Source organism: Streptomyces sp. NPDC037054 (assembly GCF_055606745.1).
Genome location: NZ_JBVJSJ010000001.1, coordinates 1 through 25,856 on the forward strand (window position 1 = coordinate 1; position 25,856 = coordinate 25,856).

Genomic DNA, 25,856 nt, shown 5'->3' on the forward strand with positions numbered 1-25,856 from the left:
TGGGCCGAGTACGCCAAGGACCCCCGCATGCGCGCCAACATCGGCATCCGCAGGCGCCTCGCCCCCCTCCTCGACAACGACCGCAACCAGATCGAGCTGTTCACGGCTCTCCTGCTGTCCCTGCCCGGCTCGCCGATCCTCTACTACGGCGACGAGATCGGCATGGGCGACAACATCTGGCTCGGCGACCGCGACGCCGTCCGCACCCCCATGCAGTGGACCCCCGACCGCAACGCCGGCTTCTCGTCCAGCGACCCGGGCCGGCTGTTCCTGCCGACGATCATGGATCCGGTCTACGGCTACCAGGTCACCAACGTCGAGGCCTCGATGTCGTCGCCGTCGTCCCTGCTGCACTGGACCCGGCGCATGATCGAGATCCGCAAGCAGAACCCCGCCTTCGGCCTCGGCTCCTACACGGAACTGCCCTCCTCCAACCCCGCCGTCCTCGCCTTCCTGCGCGAATACGAGGACGACCTCGTGCTGTGCGTCCACAACTTCTCCCGGTTCGCGCAGCCCACGGAACTGGACCTGAGCGAGTTCCACGGGCGGCACCCCGTGGAGCTGTTCGGCGGAGTGCGCTTTCCAGCGGTCGGTGACCTGCCGTACCTGCTCACGCTCGGTGGCCACGGCTTCTACTGGTTCCGGCTGCGCGCCGAGCCCGCGTAGACAGCCCGGCGCCCCGCGCAACGCGCACGACGCGATCTGAGCCCCCGGGCGCGGCGAAGCGTTTCTCCCGCCCCGCCCGGGGCACGCACTAGTAACACCCCGACCTCCCGGGGAAAGGACGCGACGCCATGTCGGAAGCCGTCACACGTTCCGTCACCACCCCGCCCGGCCTTCTCGCGTCACTGGACCCCCTGCTGCGGGAATGGCTTCCGCGGCAGCGCTGGTTCGCGGGCAAGGGCCGCCCGGTCACCGGGTTCACGCTGGTCTCGGCGACCGAACTGCTGCCGGTCGGATCCCGGCTCGGCCTGTACCACCTGCTGGTCCGCGCCCACCAGCCGCTCGTACCGGCGCACGGCGCGCCCGGCCTCCCGGGCGACTGCTACCAGCTGCTCATAGGCGTGCGCGAGGCGCTGCCGCCCCGGCTGGCGCCCGCGCTCATCGGACACGTCGCCGAGGGACCGCTGGCCGGACGCACGGTCTACGACGCCCTCCACGACACCCGGCCCGCCGAACTGCTCCTGGAGGCCCTGCGCACCCGGGCACGGATCGGCGGGCTTCGCTTCGAGCGGGACACGGACACCGGGATACCGCCCGGCCTGGTGCCGCGCGTGGTGACCGCCGAGCAGTCGAACTCCTCGGTCGTCTACGGCGACACGTTCATCCTGAAACTGCTGCGGCGGATCGTGCCCGGCATCAACCCCGACCTGGAACTGCCCCTGGCGCTAGCCCGGCGCGGCAGCCCCCGGGTGCCCGCCCCGGCGGCGTGGATGGTCGCGGACCTCGGCGACGAGCCGTACGTCCTCGGCGTCCTCCAGCCGTTCGTGCGCGGCGCGGCCGACGGCTGGGAGCTGGCGCTGCGCCAGGTGGCCAAGGGCGAGGACTTCACGGCCGGCGCCCGGGAGCTGGGGCGGGCGACGGCCGAGGTGCACACGGCACTCGCCGCCGCCCTGCCGACCGCCACCCTGGGGCACAGCCAGATAGAGGCCCTGGTCGACGGCATGGTGGAGCGCCTGGAGGACGCCGTGCAGGCGGTGCCGACGCTGCGCCCCTACTCGGCGGGCCTGCACGCGGCGTACGAGGCGCTGGGCGACCTGGCCGCCGAGGGCCGCACCTGGACCGCGCAGCGCATCCACGGCGACCTGCACCTCGGGCAGTGCCTGCGCTCGCCGTCGGGCCACTGGTGGCTGATCGACTTCGAGGGCGAGCCGGCGAAGCCGCTGGCCGAGCGGCGCATGCCGCAGCCGACGGAGCGGGACATCGCGGGGATGCTCCGGTCCTTCGACTACGCCGCGCGGTCGGCCGACCCGCCCGCGCCCGACTGGGCCCGCGCCTGCCGGGCCGCGTACTGCACCGGGTACGCGGACGTCGCGGGCCGCGACCCGCGCACCGACCCCGTGCTGCTGCGGGCGTACGAGACGGACAAGGCGGTCTACGAGGTCGTCTACGAGGCCCGGCACCGCCCCGACTGGCTGCCGGTGCCGCTGTCCGCGATACGCCGGCTGGCCGCGCCCGACGGCACTGAACTGACGTGACTTCGCCGAGGAGGCTCCGCCCGTGACCCCCCGACCCCCGTCCAGCGGTTCGGAACCGAAGAAGACGGCCGCGAGCAAGGCCGCGAAGAAGGCCGCCGGGAAGAAGGCGGCCAAGGCCACGACCTCGAAGAAGGCGGCACCGAAGAAGACGGCCGTCGACAAGCCGGCCGCCGAGCGGACGGCGGTGGAACGGACCGCCGTCGCGCCGGCCCCCGCGCCACAGGCGGACGCCGCCCTCTCCCCCGCCGTGAACGCCGCCGACCGCGACCGGCTGCTCGCGGGCACGCACCACGCCCCGCACGCCGTGCTCGGCGCCCACCCGCTGCCCGGTGGCGGCGTCGCCGTGCGGGCCTTCCGGCCGTACGCGCGCGCCGTGACCGTCGTCGCCGGGGACCTGCGGGCCGACCTGCGCGACGACGGCGACGGCTTCTTCTCGGGGCTGCTCCCGCTGCGGGACGTGCCCGCGTACCGGCTGCTGGTGACGTACGACGGGACGGTCCACGAGACCGAGGACGCCTACCGCTTCCTGCCCACGCTCGGCGAGCTCGACCTGCACCTGATCGGCGAGGGCCGCCACGAGGAGCTGTGGACGGTGCTCGGCGCGCACCCCATGACGCACCAGGGCGTGGCCGGCACCCGCTTCTCCGTGTGGGCGCCGAACGCGCAGGGCGTCCGGGTGGCCGGCACGTTCAACTTCTGGGACGGCACCGGCTTCCCGATGCGTTCGCTGGGCGGCACCGGCGTGTGGGAGTTGTTCGTGCCCGGGGTCGGCGAGGGCGAGCTGTACAAGTTCGACATCACCCGGCCCGACGGCTCGCACACGCTGCGCGCCGACCCGATGGCCCGCCGCACGGAGGAGCCGCCCGCCACGGCGTCGATCGTGACGTCGTCCGCGTACGAGTGGAGCGACGCCGAGTGGCTCGCGCGCCGCGCGGACACGCCCGCGCACGAGGCGCCGATGTCGGTGTACGAGCTGCATCTGGCGTCCTGGCGACCGGGCCTGACGTACCGTCAGCTCGCCGATCAGCTCCCGGCGTACGTGAAGGACCTGGGCTTCACGCACGTGGAGCTGATGCCGGTCGCCGAGCACCCCTTCGGCGGCTCCTGGGGCTACCAGGTCACCGGCTTCTACGCGCCGACGGCCCGGCTCGGCACGCCCGACGACTTCCGGTACCTCGTGGACGCGCTGCACCGGGCGGGCATCGGGGTGCTGATGGACTGGGTGCCCGCGCACTTCCCGCGCGACGAGTGGGCGCTGGCCGAGTTCGACGGGCGTCCGCTGTACGAGCACTCCGACCCGCTGCGGGCCGCCCACCCGGACTGGGGCACGCTGGAGTTCGACTTCGGCCGGCGCGAGGTGCGCAACTTCCTGGTGGCCAACGCCCTTTACTGGTGCGAGGAGTTCCACATCGACGGGCTGCGCGTGGACGCGGTCGCCTCGATGCTGTACCTCGACTACTCGCGCGAGCCGGGCCAGTGGACGCCGAACGAGCGCGGCGGCCGGGAGAACCTGGACGCGGTGGCGTTCCTCCAGGAGATGAACGCGACGCTGTACCGGCGGGTGCCGGGCGTGGTGACCGTCGCGGAGGAGTCGACGGCCTGGGACGGGGTCACGCGGGCCACGCACCACGAGGGCCCGAGCGGCTTCGGGGGCCTGGGCTTCGGGCTGAAGTGGAACATGGGCTGGATGCACGACTCCCTGGAGTACATGTCGAAGGAGCCCGTGCACCGCACGTACCACCACCACGAGATGACGTTCTCGATGGTGTACGCGTACAGCGAGAACTACGTGCTGCCGATCTCCCACGACGAGGTGGTGCACGGCAAGCGGTCGCTGGTGTCGAAGATGCCGGGCGACTGGTGGCAGCAGCGCGCCAACCTGCGGGCCTACCTCGCCTTCATGTGGTCCCATCCGGGCAAGCAACTCCTCTTCATGGGCCAGGAGTTCGCGCAGGGCACCGAGTGGTCGGAGGCGCACGGCCCGGACTGGTGGCTGCTCGACCCGAACTACGCGGCGGAGGCCGACCACCGGGGCGTACGGGACCTGGTCCGCGACCTCAACGCCGTGTACCGGCACACCCCGGCGCTGTGGCAGTACGACACCCTCCCGGCCGGCTTCGAGTGGGTCGTCGGGGACGCGGCCGACGACAACGTCCTCGCGTTCCTGCGGTACGACGCCGAGGGCGCGCCGCTGCTGGTGGTGTCCCACTTCGCGCCGGTGGTCCGGCCCGACTACCGGATCGGCGTCCCCGACGACGTCCCGGCCTGGCACGAGGTCCTCACCACCGACGCGGAACGGTACGGCGGCAGCGGCGTCACCAACCCGGACCCGGTCAAGCCCGAGCCGCAGGGGTGGCACGGCCGCCCGGCGAGCATCCGCCTGACCCTGCCACCCCTGTCGACCCTCTGGCTGCGCCCGGCCTAGTCCGCGAACTCGGCGAGTGCGGGCGGGAGTTGGCCGGTGTGGAGCACGCCGAGCCGCTGGGTGGCGCGGGTCAGGGCCACGTACAGGTCGCTGGTGCCGTAGCGGCCGGGCTCGACGACCAGGACCGAGTCGAACTCCAGGCCCTTGGCCTGGCGCGGGTCCAGCAGCACGACCGAGTGCGTCAGGTCGGGCTCGGCGCCGGCCGTCACGCCGTCGAGCCGTGCGGCCAGGCGGCGGTGCAGGTCGCGCGGGGCGATGACGGCGAGGCGCCCCTCGTCCGGGGTGAGTTCGGCGGCGGCCCCGGCGACGGCGCCGGGCAGGTCGTCGGTGGCGCGGATCCAGGGCCGTACGCCGGTGGAGCGCACCGAGCCGGGCGGTTCGAAGTTGGGGTGCTCGGCGCGGACGACCGCCGCCGCGAGGTCCATGATCTCGGCGGGCGTGCGGTAGTTGACGGCGAGGCGGGTGTGCTCCCAGCGGTCCTCGACGTACGGCTGGAGGATCTTGTCCCACGAGCCGACGCCGGCCGCCTCGGCGGTCTGCGCCGGGTCGCCGACGAGCGTCATGGAACGGGTCGGGCTGCGCCGCATCAGCAGCCGCCACGCCATCGGGGACAGCTCCTGCGCCTCGTCCACGATGATGTGCCCGAACGCCCAGGTGCGGTCGGCCGCGGCGCGCTCGGCGGCGCTGCGCCGGTCGTCCTCCTCGTGCCGTTCGGCGAACCGCTCGGCGTCGATGATGTCGTGCGCGGACAGCACCTCCGACTCCTCGTCGTCCTTGTCCTCGAACTCGTAGGTGCGCGAGGCGTAGGAGACGTCGAGGACGCCCTGCGCGTAGGCGATCTGTGTGCGGCGCTCGCGCTCGGCGCGTTCCCGGGCCAGGCGGTCGTCCTCGCCGAGGAGTTCGGCGGCCTCGTCCAGCAGCGGCACGTCCGCGACGGTCCACTGCCGGGTCACCGGGCGGCGTACGGCGTCGGCGTCCGCGGCGTCGAGGAACTCCTCGGGCGCGGCGAGGAAGTCGGCGACGAGGTGCTGCGGCGTCAGCCGGGGCCACAACCGCTCGACGGCGGACCAGACTTCGGGGTTCTCGGCGAGGTCGTCGCGGATCTGCGTGATGTCGCTCGGGTCCAGCAGGCTGGAGCCGTCGAACGGGTCGGTGCCGATGCGCTCGGCGTACAGGTCGGTGAGCGTGTTGAGGATGTGCCCCTCGAAGTACTCACGGGCCGCGTTGTGCGGCAGTTCGGCAGCGCGGGTGCGTTCGCGGGCGACGCTCACGAGCCCGTCGTCGAGCATGAGGATCTCGCGTTCGTGCTCGACGGTGATGACCGGGTCGGGCAGCGCCTGCCGGCTCCGGACGACCTCGGCGAGGACGTCGGCCATGTCGGCGCGGCCCTTCACGGCGGCGGCCTCGGGCGGGTCCGTCGCGGTCGCCTTCACGCCGGGGAACAGTTCGCCGACGGTCGCGAGCAGGACGCCGGTCTCGCCGAGGGAGGGCAGGACCTCGCCGATGTAGCCGAGGAACGCGGGGTTCGGACCGACGATCAGCACGGCGCGTTTGGCGAGCAACTCGCGGTGCTCGTACAGCAGGTAGGCGGCGCGGTGCAGGGCGACGGCGGTCTTGCCGGTGCCGGGGCCGCCCTCGACGACGAGCACGCCGCGGTGCGGTGCGCGGATGATGCGGTCCTGGTCGGCCTGGATGGTGCGCACGATGTCGCCCATGCGGCCGGTGCGGGCGGAGTTGAGGGCGGCGAGCAGCACGGCGTCGCCGGTGGGGTCCTCGTGCCCGGTGCGGGTGTCGTCGCCGAGGTCGAGGATCTCGTCGTGCAGGTCGGTGACCCGGCGCCCGTCGGTGGAGATGTGCCGCCGGCGCCTGAGGCCCATCGGGGTGTGTCCGGTGGCCAGGTAGAAGGGGCGGGCGACGTCGGCGCGCCAGTCGATGAGGACGGGCGTGCGCTCGGCGTCGTCGGCGCGCAGTCCGATCCGGCCGATGTGGTGGGTGGTCCCGGAGGTGAAGTCGACACGGCCGAAGCACAGGGAGCCGTCCACCGCGTTCAGCGCGGCGAGCAGCCCGGAGCGCTCGGCGACGAGGATGTCGCGCTCCAGCCTGGCCTGCATGGGGGTGTTGCCCTGCGCGAGGGCGTCCGTGACGGAGGTCTCGGTGTCGCCGCGCAGCGCGTCCACGCGCGCGTAGAGTCCGTCGATGAATTCCTGCTCGTGCCGCAATTCATCGTCCGGAAATTCGGTGTTTGACAATTCCGCTCCCGCCCGGATATACTGTGCTCACTGAACTTATTCGCGACTTCTCCTATGGGAAGTCGCGAACCATTGAATATACGCAAAGAAATCCCCCGGACGCAATTGCGCCGGGGGATTTCTCTGTTTCGGCTCAGGGCAGCGGCGGCATGCCGTGGGCTTCGGCGCCGGCCCGCTCCAGCCAGTCGCGTGCCGCCTCCGGGCGGCCGGTGAGCAGCAGGAGCAGGGCCTGGATCGGGGCCCGGATCTCGTCGCCCTCGCCACGCGTCCACGCAATGTCGGTGGCGACGAGCCGGGCGTGCGGCAGGGGCCACGGATTGGGCGGGAAACGCATGGTCCACACCCGGTCGGCGGCGTCACGGGCCGCGTCCGGCGGCATCGCGCGGGTGCGGCCGAGCGCGAGGGCGATGTCCTGGCCGTGGACGAGGATGTCGAGCAGCGGCTCGCGGGGCGTGGTGCTGGGGGCGAGGCGGCGGGAGCCGGTGATCGAGCGGAGGTTGGCGACGATCTCGTCCACGGGCAGCCGCGCCTCGCGGACCGCCGAGTCGTGGATCATCCGGTCGAGGTCCCCCCGGGCGCGCACGAACTCCGTCAGCACCTGCCGGTACGTGAAGCGCGCGGCGATCGTCAGATGCGCCGCGACGTCCCGCACCCGCCAGTCGCCGCAGCGGGTCGGCGTCTCCCACTCGGCGGGGCCCAGCCCGTCCAGGAGGTCGGCGAGGCTCGCCCGCTCCCGGTCGACGACGCTCCAGCGCTCGTCCGTCCCCAGCACGACGCCCATGGGAATCACCCACTCAAGTGGTAAGCTTCTCTGACCAAATTAGTCAGAGGCTTTGACCAATGTCAAGCGATGACCGACCAACGGCAAGGAGGCGTCGGCGATGTCGGCGGAGAGCGAGCTGACCACGGGCGTACTCCTGTTCATCCCGTACCGGGCGCTGGAGAACCGGGTCTTCGCCGCGCTCGCCGAGGCCGGCTTCGACGACTTCACGCCCGCGCAGGCCCGGGTCATGCAGCGCATCGGCCCGAACGGCACGCGCCTGACGGAGCTTGCCGAGCAGGCCCAGGTGACCAAGCAGACGGCGGGCTTCCTGGTGGACCAGCTGGAAAAGGCGGGCTACGTCAAACGGATCCCGGACCCGACCGACGGCCGGGCCCGACTGGTGTGCGGCGCGGAGCGGGCATGGGCGGCCAAGCAGGTCGCGGACGCGGTGGTCGCCGAGGTGGAACGCGAGTGGGAGACCCACCTCGGCAAGCGCCGCATGAGGCACCTGCGGGAGGCGCTGACCCTGCTGCGGGAGATCACGGACCCGTGGGGGCCGGGGGTGAGCGGCGGAGGGCCGGGGGAACGGCGGGGGCCGGCCGGCGAACGGCGGGGACAGGGCCGCTGAGCGGCGGAGCCGAGCGGTGAGCCGCGGCAGCCGGCGACCGCACCCTGGAAGCCCGACACCGCCGTCAAGTCCGCGGCGGTAGCCGAGGGCCGCGGCGGTGGCCGGGACGGCTTGGCGGCGTGGGCCCCGTACCGGCCGCGAGGGGGGAGTTCGGGCGGTACGGGGCCTGGGCCGGAGCCGGTGCCGATCCGCGGTTCAGGCGCGGATCGGCACCGGGTCCGAGCAGTGGGCCTCGGCGGGCTACGCCTTGGTGAGTTCCTTTTCGCCGCCCTGCTCCGGGAGGTCGGCCCCCGGCCCCTCGTGACCGTCGGCATCCCCGCCGTGGCCGTGGCCGTCGTCGAGGAGGGTCTGCTCGTCGAACGGGGCGCGGCCCGCCAGGACCTCCGCCACGCGCTCCTTGTCGATCTCCTTGGTCCACGTGCCGATCAGGACCGTCGCGACCGCGTTGCCCGCGAAGTTCGTCAGGGCGCGGGCCTCGCTCATGAAGCGGTCGATGCCGACGATGAGGCCGATGCCGTCCACCAGGGCCGGCTTGTGCGACTGGAGACCGCCCGCGAGGGTCGCGAGGCCGGCGCCGGTGACACCGGCCGCGCCCTTCGATGCGACCAGCAGGAACAGCAGCAGCGGGATCTGCTCGCCCACCGACATCGGCGTACCCATGGCGTCGGCGATGAACAGCGAGGCCATGGTCATGTAGATCATGGTGCCGTCGAGGTTGAACGAGTAGCCGGTCGGGACGGTGATGCCGACGACCGGCTTGCTGACGCCCAGGTGCTCCATCTTCGCGATGAGCCGCGGCAGCGCGGACTCCGACGACGACGTGGACAGGATCAGCAGGAACTCGCGGCCCAGGTACTTGAACAGCGTGAGGATGTTCAGCTCGGAGACGACGCGCAGCAGCACGCCGAGCACGAGGAAGACGAACAGCACGCAGGTGACGTAGAAGCCGAGCATCAGGACGGCGAGGCTCTTGAGCGCGTCGAGGCCGGCCGAGCCGGTCACGGCGGCCATGGCGCCGAACGCGCCGACCGGGGCCGCCCACATGATCATGGCGAGGACGCGGAACACGAGCCGCTGGATGTGCTCGACGCCGCGCAGGATCGGCTGCCCGGCCCTGCCCATGGCCTGGAGCGCGAAGCCGCACAGCAGGGCGACCAGCAGGGTCTGCAGGACCTCGCCCGCGGTGAACGCGGACACGATCGTCGTCGGGATGATCCCGAGCAGGAAGTCCGTGGTGCTCTTGGCCTCGGCGTCGACCTGCGCGTGGCCGGTCTCCTTGACGGCGTCGGTGATCGCGAGGCTGCTGCCCGGCTCCAGGATGTTGCCGACGACCAGGCCGATGCCCAGCGCCACCAGCGACATCGCCAGGAAGTACACCAGGGCGATACCGCCGACGGCGCCGACCTTGGCGGCCTTCCGCACGGAGCCGATGCCCAGCACGATGGTGCAGAAGATGATCGGCGAGATCATCATCTTGATCAGGTTCACGAAGCCGGTTCCGATCGGCTTCAGCTCCACCGCGAAGTCGGGCGCGACCAGCCCCACGGCGATACCGAGGGCGACCGCGACGATCACCGCGATGTACAGATAGTGGGTGCGGTCCCGCTTGGCGGGGGGTGCGGCTGGTGCCGTATCGGCTGCGCTGCTCACGGCGGCCCTCCTTGACGACGTCGTCGGCATCACCGGCGTGCGGCTCACGTCCGGGGGATTCGGGGAATGCCGTGACTATGTCGCGGGCTGTGAGTGCGGTCACCCTTCCGTTCATTTAGTTCACCGTCGGACGTGGAGGCAGACTGACGGCATGCGCATCCCCGTCCCCCGGCCCCGCTCCCTGGCCGGCCAGCTCTTCGCGATGCAGGCCGTGCTGATCGCGGTCGTCGTCGCCGGGTACGCGCTGTTCACGTACGCCGGTGACCGCAGCCAGGCCGAGGAGGCGGCCGGCCGGCAGGCCACGGCGGTGGCGCGTACGGTCGCGGACTCGCCGTCGGTCCGGGAGGCGATCCGTACGCCCGACCCGTCGGCGGCGCTCCAGCCGTACGCCCAGCTCGTGGTGCGGGACGCCGAGGTCGACTTCGTCACGATCATGAACACGCGGGGCATCCGCTGGACCCACCCCGACCCGGAGCAGATCGGGCAGCGCTTCCGGGGCCACACGGCGCGGGCGCTGGCCGGCGAGACGTTCACGGAGACGTACACGGGCACCCTCGGCCCGTCCGTGCGGGCGGTCACCCCGGTCCGGGACGACGGCCGGATCGTCGGGCTGGTCAGCGCGGGCATCCGGGTCGACGCGATCAGTGAGCGGGTACGGGGCCAGCTCACGGCGCTGGTCGGGGTCGCGGCGGGCGCGCTGGCGCTCGGCGCCGTCGGCACGTACGTCATCAACGCCCGGCTGCGCCGCCACACGCACGGCATGAACGCCGCCGAGCTGAGCCGGATGCACGACTACCACCAGGCGGCCCTGCACGCGGTGCGCGAGGGGCTGCTGATGCTGGACGGGCAGTACCGTGTGGCGCTGATCAACGACGGTGGACGCGAGCTGCTGGGGGTGACCGGCGAGGTGGTGGGCAGATCGGTGACGGAGCTGGGGCTGCCCGCGCCGCTGACGGGCGCGCTGCTGGCGTCGCGGCCGCGGGTGGACGAGGTGCACCTGACGGCGGACCGGGTGCTGGTGGTGAACACCTCCCCGGTGTCGGGCGGCGAACGCCGCGGCACTGTCGTCACCCTGCGCGACGTGACGGAACTCCAGTCGCTGATGGGCGAGTTGGACTCCGAACGCGGCTTCACGCAGGCGCTGCGCTCGCAGGCCCACGAGGCGGCGAACCGGCTGCACACCGTGGTCTCGCTGATCGAGCTCGGCCGGGCGGAGGAGGCCGTGGACTTCGCGACGGCGGAACTGGAACTGGCGCAGGCGCTCACGGACCAGGTGGTGGCGGCGGTGAGCGAGCCGGTCCTCGCGGCGCTGCTGCTGGGCAAGACGGCGCAGGCCAACGAGCGGGGCGTGGAGCTGGAGGTGTCCGAGGACAGCCGCCTGGACGACGGCCTGCTCCCGCCGGCCCTGCCGCCCCGCGACCTGGTGACCATCCTCGGCAACCTGATCGACAACGCGGTGGACGCGGCGCAGGGCAGCGCGCGGGCGCGGGTGACGGTGACGGCGTACACACGGGGCGGGGAGCTGGTCCTGCGGGTGTCCGACTCCGGCGCCGGCGTGGACCCGGCCCATCTGCGGGACGTCTTCCGGCGCGGGTTCTCGACGAAACCGTCGGGTCCCGGCGGGCGCGGCCTGGGCCTGGCCCTGGTCCGCCAGGCGGTCCACCGCCACGGGGGCACCCTCGCGGTGACGGAGGCGGAGGACGGCGGCGCGGCATTCGAGGCCCGCCTGCCCCTGCGGGAGCCGGCCCGACGGGGAGGTGTGGGCGTATGACGGGGGAAGCCGGCGTGGCGCCCGACCGTCCCATCCGGGTCCTGGTCGTGGAGGACGACCCGGTCGCGGCCGACGCGCACGTGATGTACGTGGGCCGGGTGCCGGGCTTCGTGGCCGTGGGCAAGGCCCACAGCGGGGCGGAGGCGCGGCGCGCCCTGGAGCGCACGCCGGTCGACCTGCTCCTCCTCGACCTGCACCTGCCGGACGTGCACGGCCTGCAACTGGCGCGTTCCCTGCGGGCGGCCGGGCACCACGCAGACGTGATAGCGGTGACGTCGGCGCGGGACCTGGCGGTGGTCCGGGAGGGGGTCTCCCTGGGCGTGGTCCAGTACGTCCTGAAGCCGTTCACCTTCGCCACGCTGCGGGACCGCCTCGTCCGCTACGCCGAGTTCCACGCGGCGGTCGGCGAGGCCAGCGGCCAGGAGGAGGTGGACCGAGCCCTGGCGGCCCTGCGCGCCCCCGGCCCGGCGGCCCTCCCGAAGGGCCTGAGCGCACCGACGCTGGAACGGGTGGCGAACGGCCTGCGCGACGCCACGGAGGGCCTGACGGCGGCGGCCCTGGCGAAGTCGGTCGGCATCTCCCGCATCACGGCCCGCCGCTACCTGGAACACCTGGTGGACGCGGACCGCGCGGAACGCCGCCCGCTGTACGGGCAGGTGGGGAGGCCGGAGTTGGTGTATCGGTGGGTGCGGGGGCGCTAGTCGCCGGCGGGCGGGGTCGCTGCTGTACCCCTCGGCGCCCGCGCGTACACCAGCACCTGCACACCGAGCCCGGCGACGGCGAGCGCCTCCAGCACGGAGAGCACCACAAGAAGGGCGCCCCCTTCACCCCCGGCCCAGAACACGACCAGCGCGGCGAGCGGCACCCCGCAGAACGCGGTCAGGTCGATCACGGCCTGGATCCTCTTGCGCGAGCGGCGCCGGGCGTCACTGCGGTGGTAGGCCTCCCAGCCGAAGGTGGCGAAGTCGTCGCCGGCCGAGGCCAGTCGGGCGAGCCGGGGCCCGAGCTGGTCCCGGACGTAATGCCCAATGGCGGTGATCTTCTCGTCGTTGACGAGGTAGGTCCACCCGAGCACGAGGCACACCGGAGGCAGCGCGAGCAGCATCGCGGGCTGCTTGGCCTGCGCCGCGGCGGCGATGACGGCGGCCACGACGGCGAGCGTCACGTACAGCAGATTGTCCCGGAACCCGATACGGGCCTTCTGCTCGTCCTTGACGCTCTGATACTCGGCCAGCAACAACTGCCCTACGGTGACGTCCTGTTCCGGCATGCGATGTCCCTCCCCTGGTGCCCGGCGCACCGGCCCACCGTAGCTGTCCGTGCCAGTCCCGGTCCGCCACCAGGTCACCACCCAACCGATGCCTCTGCGCGGTCACGCGGGCAACCCAGGCGGCGGTGTGTAGTGGCCCAAGTAGTCACGCACCTGAGGCTCGAGTCCTGCCAGGTCATCTCCGTTCAGGGCATGCCAGAGACGGTTCTCGATCCAGAACCGACGGGCGAACTCCTCGAACGACGGTGCGCACCAGAAGATCGCGGCCCTTTGCTCCTCCGGATCGTTGAGATCGGTCTCCGTCTCCTCGCCGTCGCGCCGTGCCTCGTACTCGTACTCGTAGTCGAGAGGGGAGTGCACCACGAACGTCTCACCCGAAGGACGGAGGTAGAGGTACCAGATGACGCAGTCCTGTTGATCCCGCAGGAATCGCACGAGGCAGGCACCGGGCTCGACCGGACTGGGCAGTGGCTCTGAGATATCGGTCCAGCAGCAGGTCACCGAGATCTCGTCCAGCGAGTGGTGCAGCTTCGAGTCTGCCTGGAAGGTGACGAAGTCCCGAGGCAGCGTCAAGCCCTTGGCTGCCAGGTTCTCTGTCAAGCGATTGAGCGCCGTGACCTGTGCGGGAACAGTTTCGCCGGTACCACCTAGCCACTGAAAGGTACCCGTGAACTCGGTGGAGTCGAGAGGTGGCAGGCTCTCGTAGGGGTAGTACTCGTAGGTGTAGTGGCAGGGGCGGAATTCACCCAGGTCAGTAGCGCACCAAGCTGAGTTGAACCCGACCGAGGACACGTCGGGCCCAGATCGTTCACCAGGCATCGGCCCTCCATTGATCACGTGAGCGGACTTGTCGGCGCCAGCACTCGGTTCCGGTGGCAGTTGGTCATGTCGTACCAAGAGGTGTCGATGGACGAGCATCGCCGAACGTCGGTAAGCAGAAGCTGGATGTTAACGGGGCCGGAGCTTCTTCAACCGTCGCACGCAAACAATGCCGCAAGCGATGCCGAGGAAGGCGTCGTGAATCTCCCAGAGGGTCTGGAACAACGGGATCTGCTGGGTGACGTCATGGCGATTACCGCCGGTGAGTGGCGGCGAGTTGAATGCCGGTCGCGTCGGTGATCCGGGGGTCGAGCCCGACGCTCGGCCCTGGGCGACAGCGGCTCGAACTGTCCCATACCTGCTGGTCATGTCCGACGAGAGACTGCCTGCGACGATCATGAGAGAGCCGTCATCGTCTGGGTGATCGAGTAGCGGTGCCCGTGTGGTGGAGATGCTGCTCCACGAGCGGTCTCCACCGAATCCGTTCATCTCAGCAAGGGTGAACCCCTGGCCTGCAGACGCCGGACGCATCATGAGCACGCTGGGCTTTCAGGCATGAAGGCATACGTCCGAAGCGGATCGAGGTGCAGCTCGTGCGGGCCCATGCAGTCCGCGGCGAGAGTGGCCAGACGTGCCCCGCACCTGCACGCCATGTTGCGGCCTCCGGTTCCAAGCGGCCCGCAACATCCGTGGTGAATGCCCAGCGGGGTGGCCAGCTGCAGACTCGGCACGTCCTGCGGATGCACGACCACGGAGTTCCTGGGTCCGGCAGGCACCATGCCGGTCATGCCAGGTGGCATGAGAAGCGCGCGGCTGCCCTGCACTTCCGCGGTCGGGGCATCCGGAATTGTGAAGGGGGCGCCCCAAGGTTCGGGATCAATGGCATAGCTGCCACGGGGGACTGTCGATGGCGCGAGCCGTGTCGTGCCGTGACGGTCCTTGTCGTGCACGGAGACGTCCGGGACGCCCGGAAGCTCTTGCAGGTCCGGGGTGAGTTCGGCGCCGCACTTCGCGCAGTGGAAGACCGTCATACGAGCCGTTGTATCCCACCAGTCGGCCTCTGTCGGCCTCTTCCCGTCCGCCCGGCTGATCCACGACGGGCTGTGCGCATCCCCCCTCTTCCCACCCGAAGGCCCGTTTCGCAGCGCGTGGAGCGTCTTTCGGAAAGCCGCTCTGCGTCGCAAGCGAGCTGGAAGGACCGCCCCCGGAGGCCGAAGAGGTTGCCGAAGGCGGAACAGGACCAACCGTTGTAGACATGATCCAGAGCGATCGCCGGATGCCGGCGGAAGAACCCCGGACAACGCCTCGCCACTCACCTTCCGCTCAGATATCCCAGAGCCCTCGGCCACGGCAGTACCGCCCACATCCGCGTACCACCCCCGGGCTCCCGAGCCTCCCCGAACCCCCACTCCCCACCACACTCCCGCACCACGCAGCCCACCACCCGCAGCGCCGCCCGCCTTCGCGCGTCGCATGCCTCGACCATGCGCCGGTTCTCGTGTCGGCGGTGCCCGTCGTAGAGGACGATCCGCAGGGCGCCCTCCCGGTAGCGCAGCGACACGTACATCTCACCCCCGGGCGTGAACCGGCAGGCACAAGCGGCGAATTCGCCCACCACCTGCACCACGGCGTCCGCCATGTCCCCCAACCCGTGCGCCTGGAGCACGGCCCGCGACGCGACCCGCGCGATGCGTGAACTCGTCGGCTCGGCGGGCAGCGTGAGGCTGTACGTCAGCGCGTCGGGCGAGGGCGGGACGGAATCCGCCGGGGCTCCATCGGCGAATACAGGACAGGCGGACACGGCTCCGACGAGCGATGCGGACATGCTTCAACTCCCCTACTGGTGACGGACTCTCGGCACTACTGCCGACGCGTTGGTCACTGGTGGCCTGTCTCCCCGGCACGGCCCACCGCCCCCGGGGACGGGGTACGCGGGCAGGCTCGCGCGATGCGCTTCCAGCGACTTCGCATTGCAAGCAGCGCATTACCGACTGTAGAGCATGAGAGGAGTACGTGTACTACTCTCACGTGAGGTCCTCGTTGGACCGAACACTCGCACCAGCGGCAAACTGTCCCCGTCACACCGCGGAACGGGAGGACGAATGCCGCCGAGGAGCACTCCGACGCAGCGTCAGCGACGACTCGGCGCGGAGTTGCGCAAGTTGCGCGTCGCGGCTGGGATGACCACGGAGCAAGCCGCCGCTCTCCTCGGCGTGCCCCGTACGAACGTGCCCAACATGGAGTCCGGCCGTTCCGGCATCAGCGCGGAACGCGTCCGTACCCTCGCGGGAAACTACGGCTGCCAGGATCACACCCTCGTCGAGGCCCTCGCCGCCATGGCCGCCGATCGCGAGAAGGGCTGGTGGGAGGCGTACAGGGGGCAGCTCCGGGACGCCTTCCTGGACATCGCCGAACTGGAGTGGCACGCCACAACGCTGCGCATCGCCGTCACCGTGCACCTACCAGGACTGCTCCAGACAGAGGCCCACGCCCGTGCCGTCTTCGAGGCGGTGATTCCCCGCCTGCCCTCGGACGACATCGACACCCGCGTCGCCCACCGGATGGACCGGCATCAGGTGCTCGATCGTCCCGGCCCTCCGACGCTCGACGTGATCCTCCACGAGGCCGCGCTCCGCATGGAGTTCGGCGGCCCCGCAGTCGCGCGCCGTCAGTTGGAGCACCTGTTGGACATGTCCGATCGGGAGAACGTGACCTTGCGGGTCATCCCGTTCAAGGCGGGCGGCTTCCCGGGGGCGGGGCAGTCCGTTGTCTACGCCGGTGCGCCCGTCCCCCGTCTCGACACCGTGGAACTCGACAGCACCCACGGCCCGGAATTCCTTGACACCGAAGTCCAGCTGGCCAAGTACCGCGCACAACTGGACGCCTCACAGCCTCTCGCACTCACACCACCCGCCTCACGCGACTTCATCCGCGCCCTGGCAAACGACCTCTAGGAGATCCACCGTGAACAGCATCAGCTGGGAAGAACCGTTCTGCGGAGAAGGCGCCAACTGCTTCCGCATAGGCACCGACCCCCGCGGCAACGCCTACATCGCCGTCGCCGGTCAGGAAGACACTTACGTCACCGACACCGCCGAAGCCCTCCGCGCCCTCATCCGCGAGATAAAGGCCGGCAAAGCCGATCACCTCCTCTAGGAACTGTCAGGATCCGCCCATGAGCGAGTACTCCTGGCCTACCGGAAAAGGCGCCTTTGGTGACGCCGACGCCTGGCCCGAGACGGTTCGCTCCCTGCCTGTCGGCGCCTCGGTCAGCGGTGAGGTCATCGGCAGGCAGCCTTTCGGCGCCTTCCTCTCCCTCGACGGCCGACCTGGAGCCGTTGGGCTGGCCAGGGTCGACATGATGCCCAGGTGCATGGCCCTGCCGACCGTGGGACAACTCGTCACGGGCGAGGTGGTCTGGCACGACGGGCGCAATCACCAGGTAGGCATCGCGCTACGTCAGTGGGTCGAGCACGAGAACCTGCTCCCTCGGGTCGCGGAGCGTGTCGGTCAGACCGTCACCGGACGCGTCACGAAGATCGCGTCGATCGGATTCTTCGTGCGCATCGCCGACTGTGTCGAAGGGCTGGTGCCGAGCACCGAGCCGGTCGCGGACATGGTGGACGGGGTCCGCGAGGGCCAGGAAGTATCGGTGCGGATCGTCGCCGTCGACCTGGAACGGTCCCGTGTCGTCCTGGCAGCCGAGGCCGCCATCTAGAACCTAGAGCACCAAGTCCTCGACCAGTTCAGCGGATTGGCGGCCTGCGTCGCCTCCTGTTCCCAGCCGGGCAATCCATGTCGAAGACCACCACGGGGACCGGCGTCGCCCCGGCGTGTCTGACCCTCGTACTGGCTCTCCGTTGAGGGCCACCGAGACTGGCCACCGGGACTTAGGATCGCGGCCATGGGTACGATCATCGCCTTCCTCGGCGGCTTGGGCGTCATCGCAGCACTGTTGGCTTTCGTACTGCTCAAGCGCGATCGCAGACGATCAGCACCCGATTCGGCAGAGGGAATGCTCGCTGAACAAGCGGCGCGACAGCGAGCTGCTGACACTCGCACCGAGATTCAAGGGATCGAGTTCGGCGGTCACTCTCCCTTGGCCAGTGACCTCTTCCGCGGGAAACGGCAGTAGGGACCGCCGGGTTGCTGCTGCTCGCCCCGGACCAGGTGCCGGGCGGCCCGGTGAAGGGCTGACATACGGCTGACGTACCACCTTTCCACCACCGCGCAGGCCACCCCTCCGTACGTTCCTACGATCCGTGTTCGTGATCCAACCGACAGTAGTCAACCGCCCAGTACGCCCCTACCTTGTGCCCGTGCACGAACCCTTCTCCCTCCAGAGCCAGCCCCCCGCCCCGCCCTTCGACGCCGCCGCCGCCCGCCGTATCCGCGCGGGCCTCGGGATGAGCCCCGAGCACGTCGCCCACGACCTGCGCGCCTCGTACGGCATCCCGTACGCCACGCCGGATCTCGTCATCGCCTGGGAACGCGGGTCCGCCGAGCCGAACGGGACCGAACTGGGCGCGCTCGCGGGCGTCCTGTGGTGTGCGCCGGGCGAACTCATCGGCAGGCCGCGGACGTTGCGCGAGCACCGCGTCACGCGCGGACTCGCCGCCGACGACGTGGCCCGCGCCGTGGGCCTCGACCTGCGGGTGTATCTGCGGATGGAGGAGACCGGCGTGTGGCGCGGCACCGAACGCCAGTCGGCCACCCTGGCCCACGTCCTCGACCTCACGGTGCCCGACTTCGTCACCGTGACGGGCCGCGAGCCACGCCTCGCGGAACTCCTGCGCAGCGCGGCGACAACACGCTGGCAGGCGTACGTCCGCCCGGTCGCCCGCCTGGTCCCCCTGGACCGCGCCGTACTGGAGGCGGCCCTGCGCCGCCTCCACGACGACTACCAGGGCCGCATGGCAGCCACCCTCGGCTGGGGCGGCGGCAACGAGGCGGCGGCCGACGAGGGCCGGGACTTCCTGGACGGGATCGTGGCCCGCTTCTGGGAGGCGTCGGGGATCGCCCGCAGCTGACGGGAGCGCCCCGGGTCAGGACGTGGATGCCCTCTTCAGAGCCGCTTCCACCTTGGCCACCTGCCGGGAGAACAACTCCTCGTCCAGCACCGGCATGAGAGCCGCCTTGCGCTGCTTCGGCAGCGTCTTCCCGAAGGACGTGTGGACCTTGACGTAGGAGAGGACGTCGCCGCTGCGCACGAGCCCGTACACGATGTGGTGCTCGATGCCGTCCCATTCGTAGCTCATGACTGCCCTGAGGGACTCGTCCCCGGGCGCCAAGGGCTTCCCCGGCGAGAGTTCCGCGTGCACGGAATCCCCGGTCACCGGCTTGAAGTCCAGGGACCGGCACTCGCGGAGGGATGTCGCCACGGCGGAGAAGACCTCTTCCGCCCGGCCGCTGGGGTAGCTGGTGAGGGCGACCTCCCGGGCCGTCACGCTGTCCTTCGGATCGCCCAGGTACAGCCTCGTGTAGCCGACGGCTCCTTCGGCCCAGCCGTGCTGGAGCACGGTGAGCGCGGGTTGGCAGGCCTTCGGGGTGGCGACGGTTCCGCTCGCCCTCATGTCCGCGGGCTTCTCGCTGCCCAGGGTCAGCTGGTAGCCGGCGGCCTCCCCCGCGGCCAGCCGCGCGGCTTCCAGTTGCCGCTGGGTCAGTGAACGCGCCTCGGGCGAGGCGCTGTTGCCGGTGCTCGACCTCGGACCCGGCCCCGGATCCGTCTCCTGTGACGAGCACCCGCTCACGGCCAGCACCGCGACGACCGACGCCGAGAGCGCCGCGCGGAGTCTTCGCCGACCCGCTCCGACCGCTCCTCGACGCATGCGTGCACGACGGAACATGCCCCAGCCCCTCCCCCTTGGAGGGCACCCCGGCCGAGCGCCCCCCGCAACTCCGTACCCGGCCTAGAACACCGACTCCGCCTCGTCCATCCGGTCCTTCGGGACCGTCTTCAGTTCGGTCACGGCCTCCGCCAGCGGGACCATGACGATGTCCGTGCCGCGCAGCGCCGTCATCATGCCGAACTCGCCCCGGTGCGCGGCCTCCACCGCGTGCCAGCCGAAGCGGGTCGCGAGGACGCGGTCGTACGCCGTCGGGGTGCCGCCGCGCTGCACGTGGCCGAGGATGACCGGCTTGGCCTCCTTGCCGAGGCGGCGCTCCAGCTCGTGGGCGAGGGCCGTGCCGATGCCCTGGAAGCGCTCGTGGCCGAACTGGTCGATCTCGCCCTTGCCGTAGTCCATGCTGCCCTCGGCGGGGTGGGCGCCCTCGGCGACGCAGATCACCGCGAACTTCTTGCCGCGGGAGAAGCGCTCCTCGACCATCTTGACCAGGTCGGCCGGGTCGAAGGGCCGCTCGGGCAGGCAGATGCCGTGCGCGCCGGCGGCCATGCCGGACTCCAGGGCGATCCAGCCGGCGTGCCGGCCCATGACCTCGACGACCATCACGCGCTGGTGGGACTCGGCGGTCGTCTTCAGGCGGTCCATCGCCTCGGTGGCGACGCCGACGGCGGTGTCGAAGCCGAAGGTGCGGTCGGTGGAGGAGATGTCGTTGTCGATGGTCTTCGGCACGCCGACGACCGGCAGGCCCGCGTCGGCCAGCATGCGCGCCGCCGTCAGGGTGCCCTCGCCGCCGATCGGGATCAGCGCGTCGATGCCGAAGTCGCGGGCGACGTCCGGGCCGTTCTCGCAGGCCTCGCGCAGCCGGTCGCGCTCCAGGCGGGAGGAGCCGAGGATGGTGCCGCCGCGGGCGAGGATGCCGCTGACCGCGTTGAGGTCGAGCGGGCGGTAGCGGCCGTCCAGGAGTCCGGCGTAGCCGTCCTCGAAGCCGATGACCTCGTCGCCGTAGTTGTCCACCGCTCGGTGCACGACCGACCGGATCACTGCGTTCAGGCCGGGGCAGTCGCCGCCTGCGGTGAGAACTCCGATACGCATCGTGCTGTGTCTCCTGCTCGCTGTGGATACCTGTGAGCCACTGCCGATTGTTCCACGTCCCACAGGGCGGTGCCGACAACGCATTGACGGGCGCCTTACCCATGGCCAGAGGTATTGTCAAGAGGGTTCTGCTCACCCCGGTGGGCGATTTTTAGTGTGTCCCCGGGTGGGCGATTTTTCCTGTGCCGGCGAAGAGGCGACGAACGGAGAGCGCACGTGACGCGCAGCGTGTACGTGACCGGAATCGACCGCGGCGACGGCCGCCAGGTCGTCGAGCTGGGGGTCATGGAGCTGCTGACCCGGCGGGTCGACCGGGTGGGGGTGTTCCGTCCGCTCGTGCACGACGGCCCGGACCGGCTGTTCGAGCTGCTGCGCTCCCGCTACCGGCTGTCGCAGGACCCGGCGACCGTCTACGGCATGGACTACCACGAGGCGTCCGCGCTCCAGGCCGAGCAGGGCACGGACGAGCTGGTGGCGGCGCTGGTCGACCGGTTCCACCTGGTGGCCCGCGACTACGACGTCGTCCTCGTGCTCGGCACGGACTACGCGGACACGCAGTTCCCGGACGAGCTGTCCCTCAACGCCCGTCTCGCCAACGAGTTCGGCGCCTCCGTGATCCCGGTGGTCGGCGGCCGCAAGCAGTCCGCGGAGTCGGTGCTCGCCGAGACCCGCAACGCGTTCCGCGCCTACGACACCCTCGGCTGCGACGTCCTCGCGATGGTCACCAACCGGGTGGCCCGCGAGGACCGGGACGAGATCGCCGAGCGGCTCAGGGACCGGCTGCCGGTGCCCTGTTACGTGCTGCCGGACGAGCCCGCCCTGTCCGCGCCGACCGTCGCGCAGGTCGCGCACACGCTCGGCGCGAAGGTGCTGCTCGGCGACGACGCGGGCCTGGCGCGCGACGCCCTGGGCTTCGTGTTCGGCGGGGCGATGCTGCCGAACTTCCTGGGCGCCCTGACCCCGGGCTGTCTGGTCGTCACGCCGGGCGACCGCGCGGACCTGGTCGTCGGCACGCTCGCCGCGCACAGCGCCGGCACCCCGCCGATAGCGGGCGTGCTGCTCACCCTGGGCGAGGTCCCCGGTGACGACATCCTCACGCTGGCGGCGCGGCTCGCCCCGGGCACGCCGGTGCTCTCGGTGCCGGGCAACAGCTTCCCGACCGCCGAGCAGCTGTTCTCCCTGGAGGGCAAGCTGAACGCCGCGACCCCGCGCAAGGCGGAGACCGCGCTCGGCCTCTTCGAGCGGTACGTCGACACCGGCGGCCTGCTGGACCGGGTCTCGGCGCCGAGCAGTGGCCGCGTGACGCCGATGATGTTCGAGCACAAGCTGCTGGAGCAGGCCCGCGCGGACAAGCGCCGGGTCGTGCTGCCGGAGGGCACCGAGGAGCGGGTGCTGCACGCGGCCGAGGTGCTGCTGCGCCGGGGCGTGTGCGACCTGACGCTGCTCGGCCCGGTCGACCTGATCCGCAAGAAGGCCGCCGACCTCGGCATCGACCTCGGCGACTCGCAGCTGATCGACCCGGCCGTCTCCGAGCTGCGCGACTCCTTCGCCGAGAAGTACGCCGCCCTGCGCGCCCACCGGGGCGTGACGCTGGAGCTGGCGTACGACGTCGTCTCGGACGTGAACTACTTCGGCACGCTGATGGTGCAGGAGGGCCTCGCCGACGGCATGGTGTCGGGCTCGGTGCACTCCACGGCCGCGACGATCCGCCCCGCGTTCGAGATCATCAAGACCACGCCGGACTCGTCGATCGTCTCGTCGGTCTTCTTCATGTGCCTGTCCGACAAGGTCCTCGTCTACGGCGACTGCGCCGTGAACCCGGACCCGGACGCCGAGCAGCTCGCCGACATCGCCATCCAGTCGGCCGCGACGGCCGCGCGGTTCGGGGTCGAGCCGCGCATCGCGATGCTGTCGTACTCCACCGGCACCTCCGGCTCGGGAGCGGACGTCGACAAGGTGCGCCGGGCGACGGAGGCGGTCCGCGCGCGGCGGCCGGACCTGAGCGTCGAGGGGCCCATCCAGTACGACGCGGCCGTCGAGCCGACCGTCGCCGCGACGAAGCTGCCCGAGTCCGAGGTGGCCGGGCAGGCGAGCGTGCTGATCTTCCCCGACCTGAACACCGGCAACAACACCTACAAGGCCGTGCAGCGCTCGGCCGGCGCGATCGCCGTGGGCCCGGTCCTCCAGGGCCTGCGCAAGCCGGTCAACGACCTGTCCCGGGGCGCCCTCGTCCAGGACATCGTCAACACCGTCGCCATCACGGCGATCCAGGCCCAGATCCCGACCCAGAAGGCAACCGCGCAGTGACCTCCCACCCGTCGCCCGCCACCACCCCGACCGACGAGCGGAGCCCGGCCCCCGCTTCGCGCGTCCTCGTCCTCAACTCCGGCTCCTCGTCCGTGAAGTACCAGCTGCTCGACATGCGCGACAGCAGCCGGCTCGCGGTCGGCCTCGTCGAACGGATCGGCGAGGAGACCTCGCACCTCAAGCACACGCCGGTCGCGGACGGGAAGACCCGCGACTGGTCCGGCGAGATCCCCGACCACGACGCCGCGCTGAAGGCGGTCGCCGCCGAGCTGGCCAAGGACGGCTTCGGCCTCGACTCCCCCGAACTGGCCGCGATCGGGCACCGGGTGGTGCACGGCGGGAAGCGGTTCACCGAGCCCACGGTGATCGACGACGCCGTCCTCGCCGAGATCGAGCGGCTGATCCCGGTGGCGCCGCTGCACAACCCGGCGAACCTGACCGGCATCCGCACGGCGCGGGCGCTGCGCCCCGACCTGCCGCAGGTCGCCGTGTTCGACACCTCGTTCCACACGACGATGCCGGAGTCGGCCGCGCGCTACGCGATCGACGTGGAGACCGCCGACGCGCACCGCATCCGGCGCTACGGCTTCCACGGCACCTCGCACGCGTACGTGTCCCGGGCGACGGCCGAGCTGCTGGGGCGGGCGCCCGAGGACGTGAACGTGATCGTGCTGCACCTCGGCAACGGCGCGTCGGCGTCCGCGGTGCGCGGCGGGCGGTGCGTGGACACCTCCATGGGCCTGACGCCCTTGGAGGGGCTCGTGATGGGTACGCGCTCCGGTGACATGGACCCGGCCGTCATCTTCCATTTGATGCGTGTTGGTGAAATGTCCGCCGACGAGATCGACAATCTGCTCAACAAGAAGAGCGGGCTCGTCGGACTGTGCGGCGACAACGACATGCGGGAGATCCGCCGCCGGATCGACGAGGGCGACGAGCGGGCGAAGCTGGCGTTCGACATCTACATTCACCGGTTGAAGAAGTACATCGGCGCCTATTACGCGGTGCTCGGACGGGTGGACGCCGTCGTCTTCACGGCCGGGGTCGGTGAGAACGCGGCGCCGGTGCGGGAAGCTGCCGTGGCGGGCCTGGAGGAGCTGGGCCTCGTGGTGGACGGCGAGCTGAACGCGGTCCGCTCGGACCGGCCGCGGCTGATCTCGCCCGCTTACGCGCGGGTCGCCGTGGCAGTGGTGCCGACGGACGAGGAATTGGAGATCGCGACACAGACGTACGCACTGGTCGAAAAGAACGCGTGACCAAAACACGGATACACGCCTGAGCGCGAACCCGCCCATTTGTACTTTCCGCCAGACGGAATATTCCGTAGCGAAACAAACCGATAGGATCGCCCCATGCGCCGTTCGAAAATCGTCTGTACTCTCGGCCCCGCGGTCGACTCCCACGAGCAGCTCGTCGCGCTGATCGAAGCCGGCATGAATGTGGCCCGCTTCAACTTCAGCCACGGCTCCCACGCCGAGCACCAGGGGCGGTACGACCGCGTCCGTGCCGCCGCCAAGGAGACCGGCAGGGCCATCGGTGTCCTCGCCGACCTCCAGGGCCCCAAGATCCGGCTGGAGACCTTCGCCGAGGGCCCGGTCGAGCTGGTGCGCGGTGACGAGTTCACCATCACCACCGAGGACGTCCCCGGGGACCGCTCGATCTGCGGCACCACCTACAAGGGCCTGCCCGGCGACGTCAGCAAGGGCGACCAGGTCCTCATCAACGACGGCAACGTCGAGCTGCGGGTCACCGAGGTCGAGGGCCCCCGGGTGAAGACGATCGTCATCGAGGGCGGCGTCATCTCCGACCACAAGGGCATCAACCTGCCGGGCGCGGCCGTGAACGTCCCGGCGCTGTCCGAGAAGGACGTCGACGACCTGCGGTTCGCGCTGCGCATGGGCTGCGACATGGTCGCCCTGTCCTTCGTGCGCGACGCCCGCGACGTCCAGGACGTACACCGGATCATGGACGAGGAGGGCCGCCGCGTCCCCGTCATCGCCAAGGTGGAGAAGCCGCAGGCGGTGGAGAACATGGAGGACGTCGTGATGGCGTTCGACGGCGTCATGGTCGCGCGTGGCGACCTGGCCGTCGAGTACCCGCTGGAGCGGGTCCCCATGGTGCAGAAGCGCCTCATCGAGCTGTGCCGGCGCAACGCCAAGCCGGTGATCGTGGCGACCCAGATGATGGAGTCGATGATCACCAACTCCCGCCCGACGCGCGCCGAGGCCTCCGACGTGGCCAACGCGATCCTGGACGGCGCCGACGCGGTCATGCTGTCGGCCGAGTCGAGCGTGGGCGCGTACCCGGTCGAGACCGTGAAGACGATGTCGAAGATCGTCACCGCGGCCGAGCAGGAGCTGATGTCCAAGGGCCTGCAGCCGCTGGTGCCGGGCAAGAAGCCGCGCACGCAGGGCGGTTCGGTCGCGCGCGCCGCGTGCGAGATCGCCGACTTCCTCGGCGGCCGGGGCCTGGTGGCCTTCACCCAGTCCGGCGACACCGCGCGCCGGCTGTGCCGTTACCGCGCCGCGCAGCCGATCATCGCGTTCACCACGGACGAGGGCACCCGCAACCAGCTGGCGCTCAGCTGGGGCGTCGAGCCGCACGTGGTGCCGTTCGTCAACAGCACGGACGAGATGGTCGAGTTGGTCGACCAGGAGATGGTCAAGCTGGGCCGGTTCAACGCGGGCGAGATCGTCGTGATCACGGCCGGTTCCCCGCCCGGCGTCCCCGGCACCACCAACATGGTCCGGGTCCACCACCTGGGCGGCTCCGCGAGCTGACCCGGCCGGTCCCGAACGGCGCCGAGGGCGCCCCCTGGTGAACGGGGGGCGCCCTCGGCGT

Annotated in this window: 23 protein-coding genes; 14 read left to right on the forward strand and 9 right to left on the reverse strand. The window is 71.0% G+C overall.

From position 1 onward, the window contains the following. The 3 genes from ACZ7D7_RS00005 to glgB form a co-directional block, all read left to right on the forward strand. Window positions 1-666: alpha-glucosidase C-terminal domain-containing protein (locus ACZ7D7_RS00005; protein ID WP_470821033.1), on the forward strand; the 666-nt coding region annotated here is incomplete at its 5' end. Window positions 667-794: 128 nt separating this feature from the next. Further along, on the forward strand, window positions 795-2,198 hold the full coding sequence (locus tag ACZ7D7_RS00010; protein WP_470821035.1) for a maltokinase N-terminal cap-like domain-containing protein: 1,404 nt from the start codon (window positions 795-797) through the stop codon (window positions 2,196-2,198). A 22-nt stretch (window positions 2,199-2,220) separates the two neighbouring features. Next, window positions 2,221-4,623, forward strand: coding sequence for a 1,4-alpha-glucan branching enzyme (gene glgB, locus ACZ7D7_RS00015; RefSeq protein WP_470821036.1), 2,403 nt, complete (start codon window positions 2,221-2,223; stop codon window positions 4,621-4,623). Here glgB and ACZ7D7_RS00020 read toward each other — a convergent pair. Both ACZ7D7_RS00020 and ACZ7D7_RS00025 read right to left on the reverse strand, forming a co-directional pair. Further along, entirely contained in the window at window positions 4,620-6,890 is a 2,271-nt protein-coding gene (locus ACZ7D7_RS00020) for a HelD family protein (protein ID WP_470822389.1), read from the reverse strand. The genes glgB and ACZ7D7_RS00020 overlap by 4 nt on opposite strands. 115 nt (window positions 6,891-7,005) lie before the next feature. After that, on the reverse strand, window positions 7,006-7,653 hold the full coding sequence (locus ACZ7D7_RS00025; protein WP_470821038.1) for a maleylpyruvate isomerase family mycothiol-dependent enzyme: 648 nt from the start codon (window positions 7,651-7,653) through the stop codon (window positions 7,006-7,008). A 100-nt stretch (window positions 7,654-7,753) separates the two neighbouring features. Between ACZ7D7_RS00025 and ACZ7D7_RS00030 the strand changes: the two genes are divergently transcribed. Continuing rightward, window positions 7,754-8,263 (forward strand): MarR family winged helix-turn-helix transcriptional regulator, encoded by a 510-nt coding sequence (locus ACZ7D7_RS00030; protein WP_470821040.1) that lies wholly within the window; start codon window positions 7,754-7,756, stop codon window positions 8,261-8,263. A 240-nt stretch (window positions 8,264-8,503) separates the two neighbouring features. On the opposite strand, the gene ACZ7D7_RS00035 is transcribed toward ACZ7D7_RS00030, so the two are convergent. Next, window positions 8,504-9,913, reverse strand: coding sequence for a cation:dicarboxylate symporter family transporter (locus ACZ7D7_RS00035; RefSeq protein ID WP_470821041.1), 1,410 nt, complete (start codon window positions 9,911-9,913; stop codon window positions 8,504-8,506). Between the two features lie 151 nt (window positions 9,914-10,064). On the opposite strand from ACZ7D7_RS00035, the gene ACZ7D7_RS00040 reads away from it, so the two are divergent. Together ACZ7D7_RS00040 and ACZ7D7_RS00045 are read left to right on the forward strand one after the other, a co-directional pair. Beyond that, window positions 10,065-11,684, forward strand: coding sequence for a sensor histidine kinase (locus tag ACZ7D7_RS00040; RefSeq protein ID WP_470821042.1), 1,620 nt, complete (start codon window positions 10,065-10,067; stop codon window positions 11,682-11,684). Then, window positions 11,681-12,385: a response regulator gene (locus ACZ7D7_RS00045; protein ID WP_470821046.1), complete on the forward strand. Its 705-nt coding sequence runs from the start codon at window positions 11,681-11,683 to the stop codon at window positions 12,383-12,385. The genes ACZ7D7_RS00040 and ACZ7D7_RS00045 overlap by 4 nt, the downstream gene beginning before the upstream one ends. Here ACZ7D7_RS00045 and ACZ7D7_RS00050 read toward each other — a convergent pair. The 4 genes from ACZ7D7_RS00050 to ACZ7D7_RS00065 form a co-directional block, all read right to left on the reverse strand. Next, window positions 12,382-12,954 (reverse strand): hypothetical protein, encoded by a 573-nt coding sequence (locus tag ACZ7D7_RS00050; RefSeq protein WP_470821050.1) that lies wholly within the window; start codon window positions 12,952-12,954, stop codon window positions 12,382-12,384. The two genes, ACZ7D7_RS00045 and ACZ7D7_RS00050, sit on opposite strands and share 4 nt — an antisense overlap. 102 nt (window positions 12,955-13,056) lie before the next feature. Next, window positions 13,057-13,773 carry a hypothetical protein gene (locus ACZ7D7_RS00055; protein ID WP_470821051.1) on the reverse strand — a complete coding sequence of 239 codons (717 nt, stop codon included), beginning with the start codon at window positions 13,771-13,773 and terminating at the stop codon, window positions 13,057-13,059. Window positions 13,774-14,303: 530 nt separating this feature from the next. Next, window positions 14,304-14,804: a hypothetical protein gene (locus tag ACZ7D7_RS00060; protein WP_470821052.1), complete on the reverse strand. Its 501-nt coding sequence runs from the start codon at window positions 14,802-14,804 to the stop codon at window positions 14,304-14,306. A gap of 281 nt (window positions 14,805-15,085) precedes the next feature. After that, window positions 15,086-15,598, reverse strand: coding sequence for an ATP-binding protein (locus ACZ7D7_RS00065; RefSeq protein ID WP_470821054.1), 513 nt, complete (start codon window positions 15,596-15,598; stop codon window positions 15,086-15,088). Between the two features lie 355 nt (window positions 15,599-15,953). On the opposite strand from ACZ7D7_RS00065, the gene ACZ7D7_RS00070 reads away from it, so the two are divergent. The 5 genes from ACZ7D7_RS00070 (at window position 15,954) to ACZ7D7_RS00090 (ending at window position 18,803) form a co-directional block, all read left to right on the forward strand. Continuing rightward, window positions 15,954-16,727, forward strand: coding sequence for a helix-turn-helix domain-containing protein (locus tag ACZ7D7_RS00070; RefSeq protein ID WP_470821056.1), 774 nt, complete (start codon window positions 15,954-15,956; stop codon window positions 16,725-16,727). A gap of 10 nt (window positions 16,728-16,737) precedes the next feature. After that, a complete protein-coding gene (locus ACZ7D7_RS00075) occupies window positions 16,738-16,929 on the forward strand; it encodes a hypothetical protein (protein ID WP_470821058.1) in 192 nt (63 codons plus the stop codon). 19 nt (window positions 16,930-16,948) lie between these two features. Then, the gene (locus ACZ7D7_RS00080) at window positions 16,949-17,491 is read left to right on the forward strand and encodes a S1 RNA-binding domain-containing protein (protein WP_470821059.1); all 543 of its coding nucleotides are present in this window, start codon (window positions 16,949-16,951) and stop codon (window positions 17,489-17,491) included. 186 nt (window positions 17,492-17,677) lie between these two features. Beyond that, the gene (locus ACZ7D7_RS00085; RefSeq protein ID WP_470821061.1) at window positions 17,678-17,908 is read left to right on the forward strand and encodes a hypothetical protein; all 231 of its coding nucleotides are present in this window, start codon (window positions 17,678-17,680) and stop codon (window positions 17,906-17,908) included. A 178-nt stretch (window positions 17,909-18,086) separates the two neighbouring features. Then, window positions 18,087-18,803 carry an XRE family transcriptional regulator gene (locus tag ACZ7D7_RS00090; protein WP_470821062.1) on the forward strand — a complete coding sequence of 239 codons (717 nt, stop codon included), beginning with the start codon at window positions 18,087-18,089 and terminating at the stop codon, window positions 18,801-18,803. 15 nt (window positions 18,804-18,818) lie between these two features. Here the strand turns inward: ACZ7D7_RS00090 and ACZ7D7_RS00095 are convergent, their stop codons facing one another. Then, a complete protein-coding gene (locus ACZ7D7_RS00095) occupies window positions 18,819-19,523 on the reverse strand; it encodes a hypothetical protein (RefSeq protein WP_470821064.1) in 705 nt (234 codons plus the stop codon). 159 nt (window positions 19,524-19,682) lie between these two features. Further along, complete coding sequence (locus ACZ7D7_RS00100) at window positions 19,683-20,708, reverse strand: ATP-dependent 6-phosphofructokinase (protein WP_470821066.1); 1,026 nt, start codon at window positions 20,706-20,708, stop codon at window positions 19,683-19,685. 216 nt (window positions 20,709-20,924) lie between these two features. On the opposite strand from ACZ7D7_RS00100, the gene pta reads away from it, so the two are divergent. The 3 genes from pta to pyk all read left to right on the forward strand — a co-directional run bounded on the left by pta (window position 20,925) and on the right by pyk (window position 25,795). Further along, complete coding sequence (gene pta, locus ACZ7D7_RS00105) at window positions 20,925-23,015, forward strand: phosphate acetyltransferase (protein WP_470821068.1); 2,091 nt, start codon at window positions 20,925-20,927, stop codon at window positions 23,013-23,015. Further along, entirely contained in the window at window positions 23,012-24,271 is a 1,260-nt protein-coding gene (locus ACZ7D7_RS00110) for an acetate kinase (protein WP_470821069.1), read from the forward strand. The genes pta and ACZ7D7_RS00110 overlap by 4 nt, the downstream gene beginning before the upstream one ends. Window positions 24,272-24,367: 96 nt before the next feature. Next, window positions 24,368-25,795, forward strand: a complete 1,428-nt coding sequence (gene pyk / locus ACZ7D7_RS00115) for a pyruvate kinase (RefSeq protein ID WP_470821071.1) — start codon at window positions 24,368-24,370, stop codon at window positions 25,793-25,795. The last annotated feature ends 61 nt before the right edge of the window (window positions 25,796-25,856 follow it).

What these genes read in the sequence shown, in the direction of transcription:
- ACZ7D7_RS00010 (WP_470821035.1), top strand. Translation starts at nt 795, where the DNA reads ATGTCGGAAGCCGTCACACGTTCCGTCACCACCCCGCCCGGCCTTCTC.
- ACZ7D7_RS00025 (WP_470821038.1), bottom strand. Translation starts at nt 7,653, where the DNA reads ATGGGCGTCGTGCTGGGGACGGACGAGCGCTGGAGCGTCGTCGACCGG.
- ACZ7D7_RS00030 (WP_470821040.1), top strand. Translation starts at nt 7,754, where the DNA reads ATGTCGGCGGAGAGCGAGCTGACCACGGGCGTACTCCTGTTCATCCCG.
- ACZ7D7_RS00040 (WP_470821042.1), top strand. Translation starts at nt 10,065, where the DNA reads ATGCGCATCCCCGTCCCCCGGCCCCGCTCCCTGGCCGGCCAGCTCTTC.
- ACZ7D7_RS00045 (WP_470821046.1), top strand. Translation starts at nt 11,681, where the DNA reads ATGACGGGGGAAGCCGGCGTGGCGCCCGACCGTCCCATCCGGGTCCTG.
- ACZ7D7_RS00050 (WP_470821050.1), bottom strand. Translation starts at nt 12,954, where the DNA reads ATGCCGGAACAGGACGTCACCGTAGGGCAGTTGTTGCTGGCCGAGTAT.
- ACZ7D7_RS00055 (WP_470821051.1), bottom strand. Translation starts at nt 13,773, where the DNA reads ATGCCTGGTGAACGATCTGGGCCCGACGTGTCCTCGGTCGGGTTCAAC.
- ACZ7D7_RS00060 (WP_470821052.1), bottom strand. Translation starts at nt 14,804, where the DNA reads ATGACGGTCTTCCACTGCGCGAAGTGCGGCGCCGAACTCACCCCGGAC.
- ACZ7D7_RS00065 (WP_470821054.1), bottom strand. Translation starts at nt 15,598, where the DNA reads ATGTCCGCATCGCTCGTCGGAGCCGTGTCCGCCTGTCCTGTATTCGCC.
- ACZ7D7_RS00070 (WP_470821056.1), top strand. Translation starts at nt 15,954, where the DNA reads ATGACCACGGAGCAAGCCGCCGCTCTCCTCGGCGTGCCCCGTACGAAC.
- ACZ7D7_RS00080 (WP_470821059.1), top strand. Translation starts at nt 16,949, where the DNA reads ATGAGCGAGTACTCCTGGCCTACCGGAAAAGGCGCCTTTGGTGACGCC.
- ACZ7D7_RS00085 (WP_470821061.1), top strand. Translation starts at nt 17,678, where the DNA reads ATGGGTACGATCATCGCCTTCCTCGGCGGCTTGGGCGTCATCGCAGCA.
- ACZ7D7_RS00100 (WP_470821066.1), bottom strand. Translation starts at nt 20,708, where the DNA reads ATGCGTATCGGAGTTCTCACCGCAGGCGGCGACTGCCCCGGCCTGAAC.
- pyk (WP_470821071.1), top strand. Translation starts at nt 24,368, where the DNA reads ATGCGCCGTTCGAAAATCGTCTGTACTCTCGGCCCCGCGGTCGACTCC.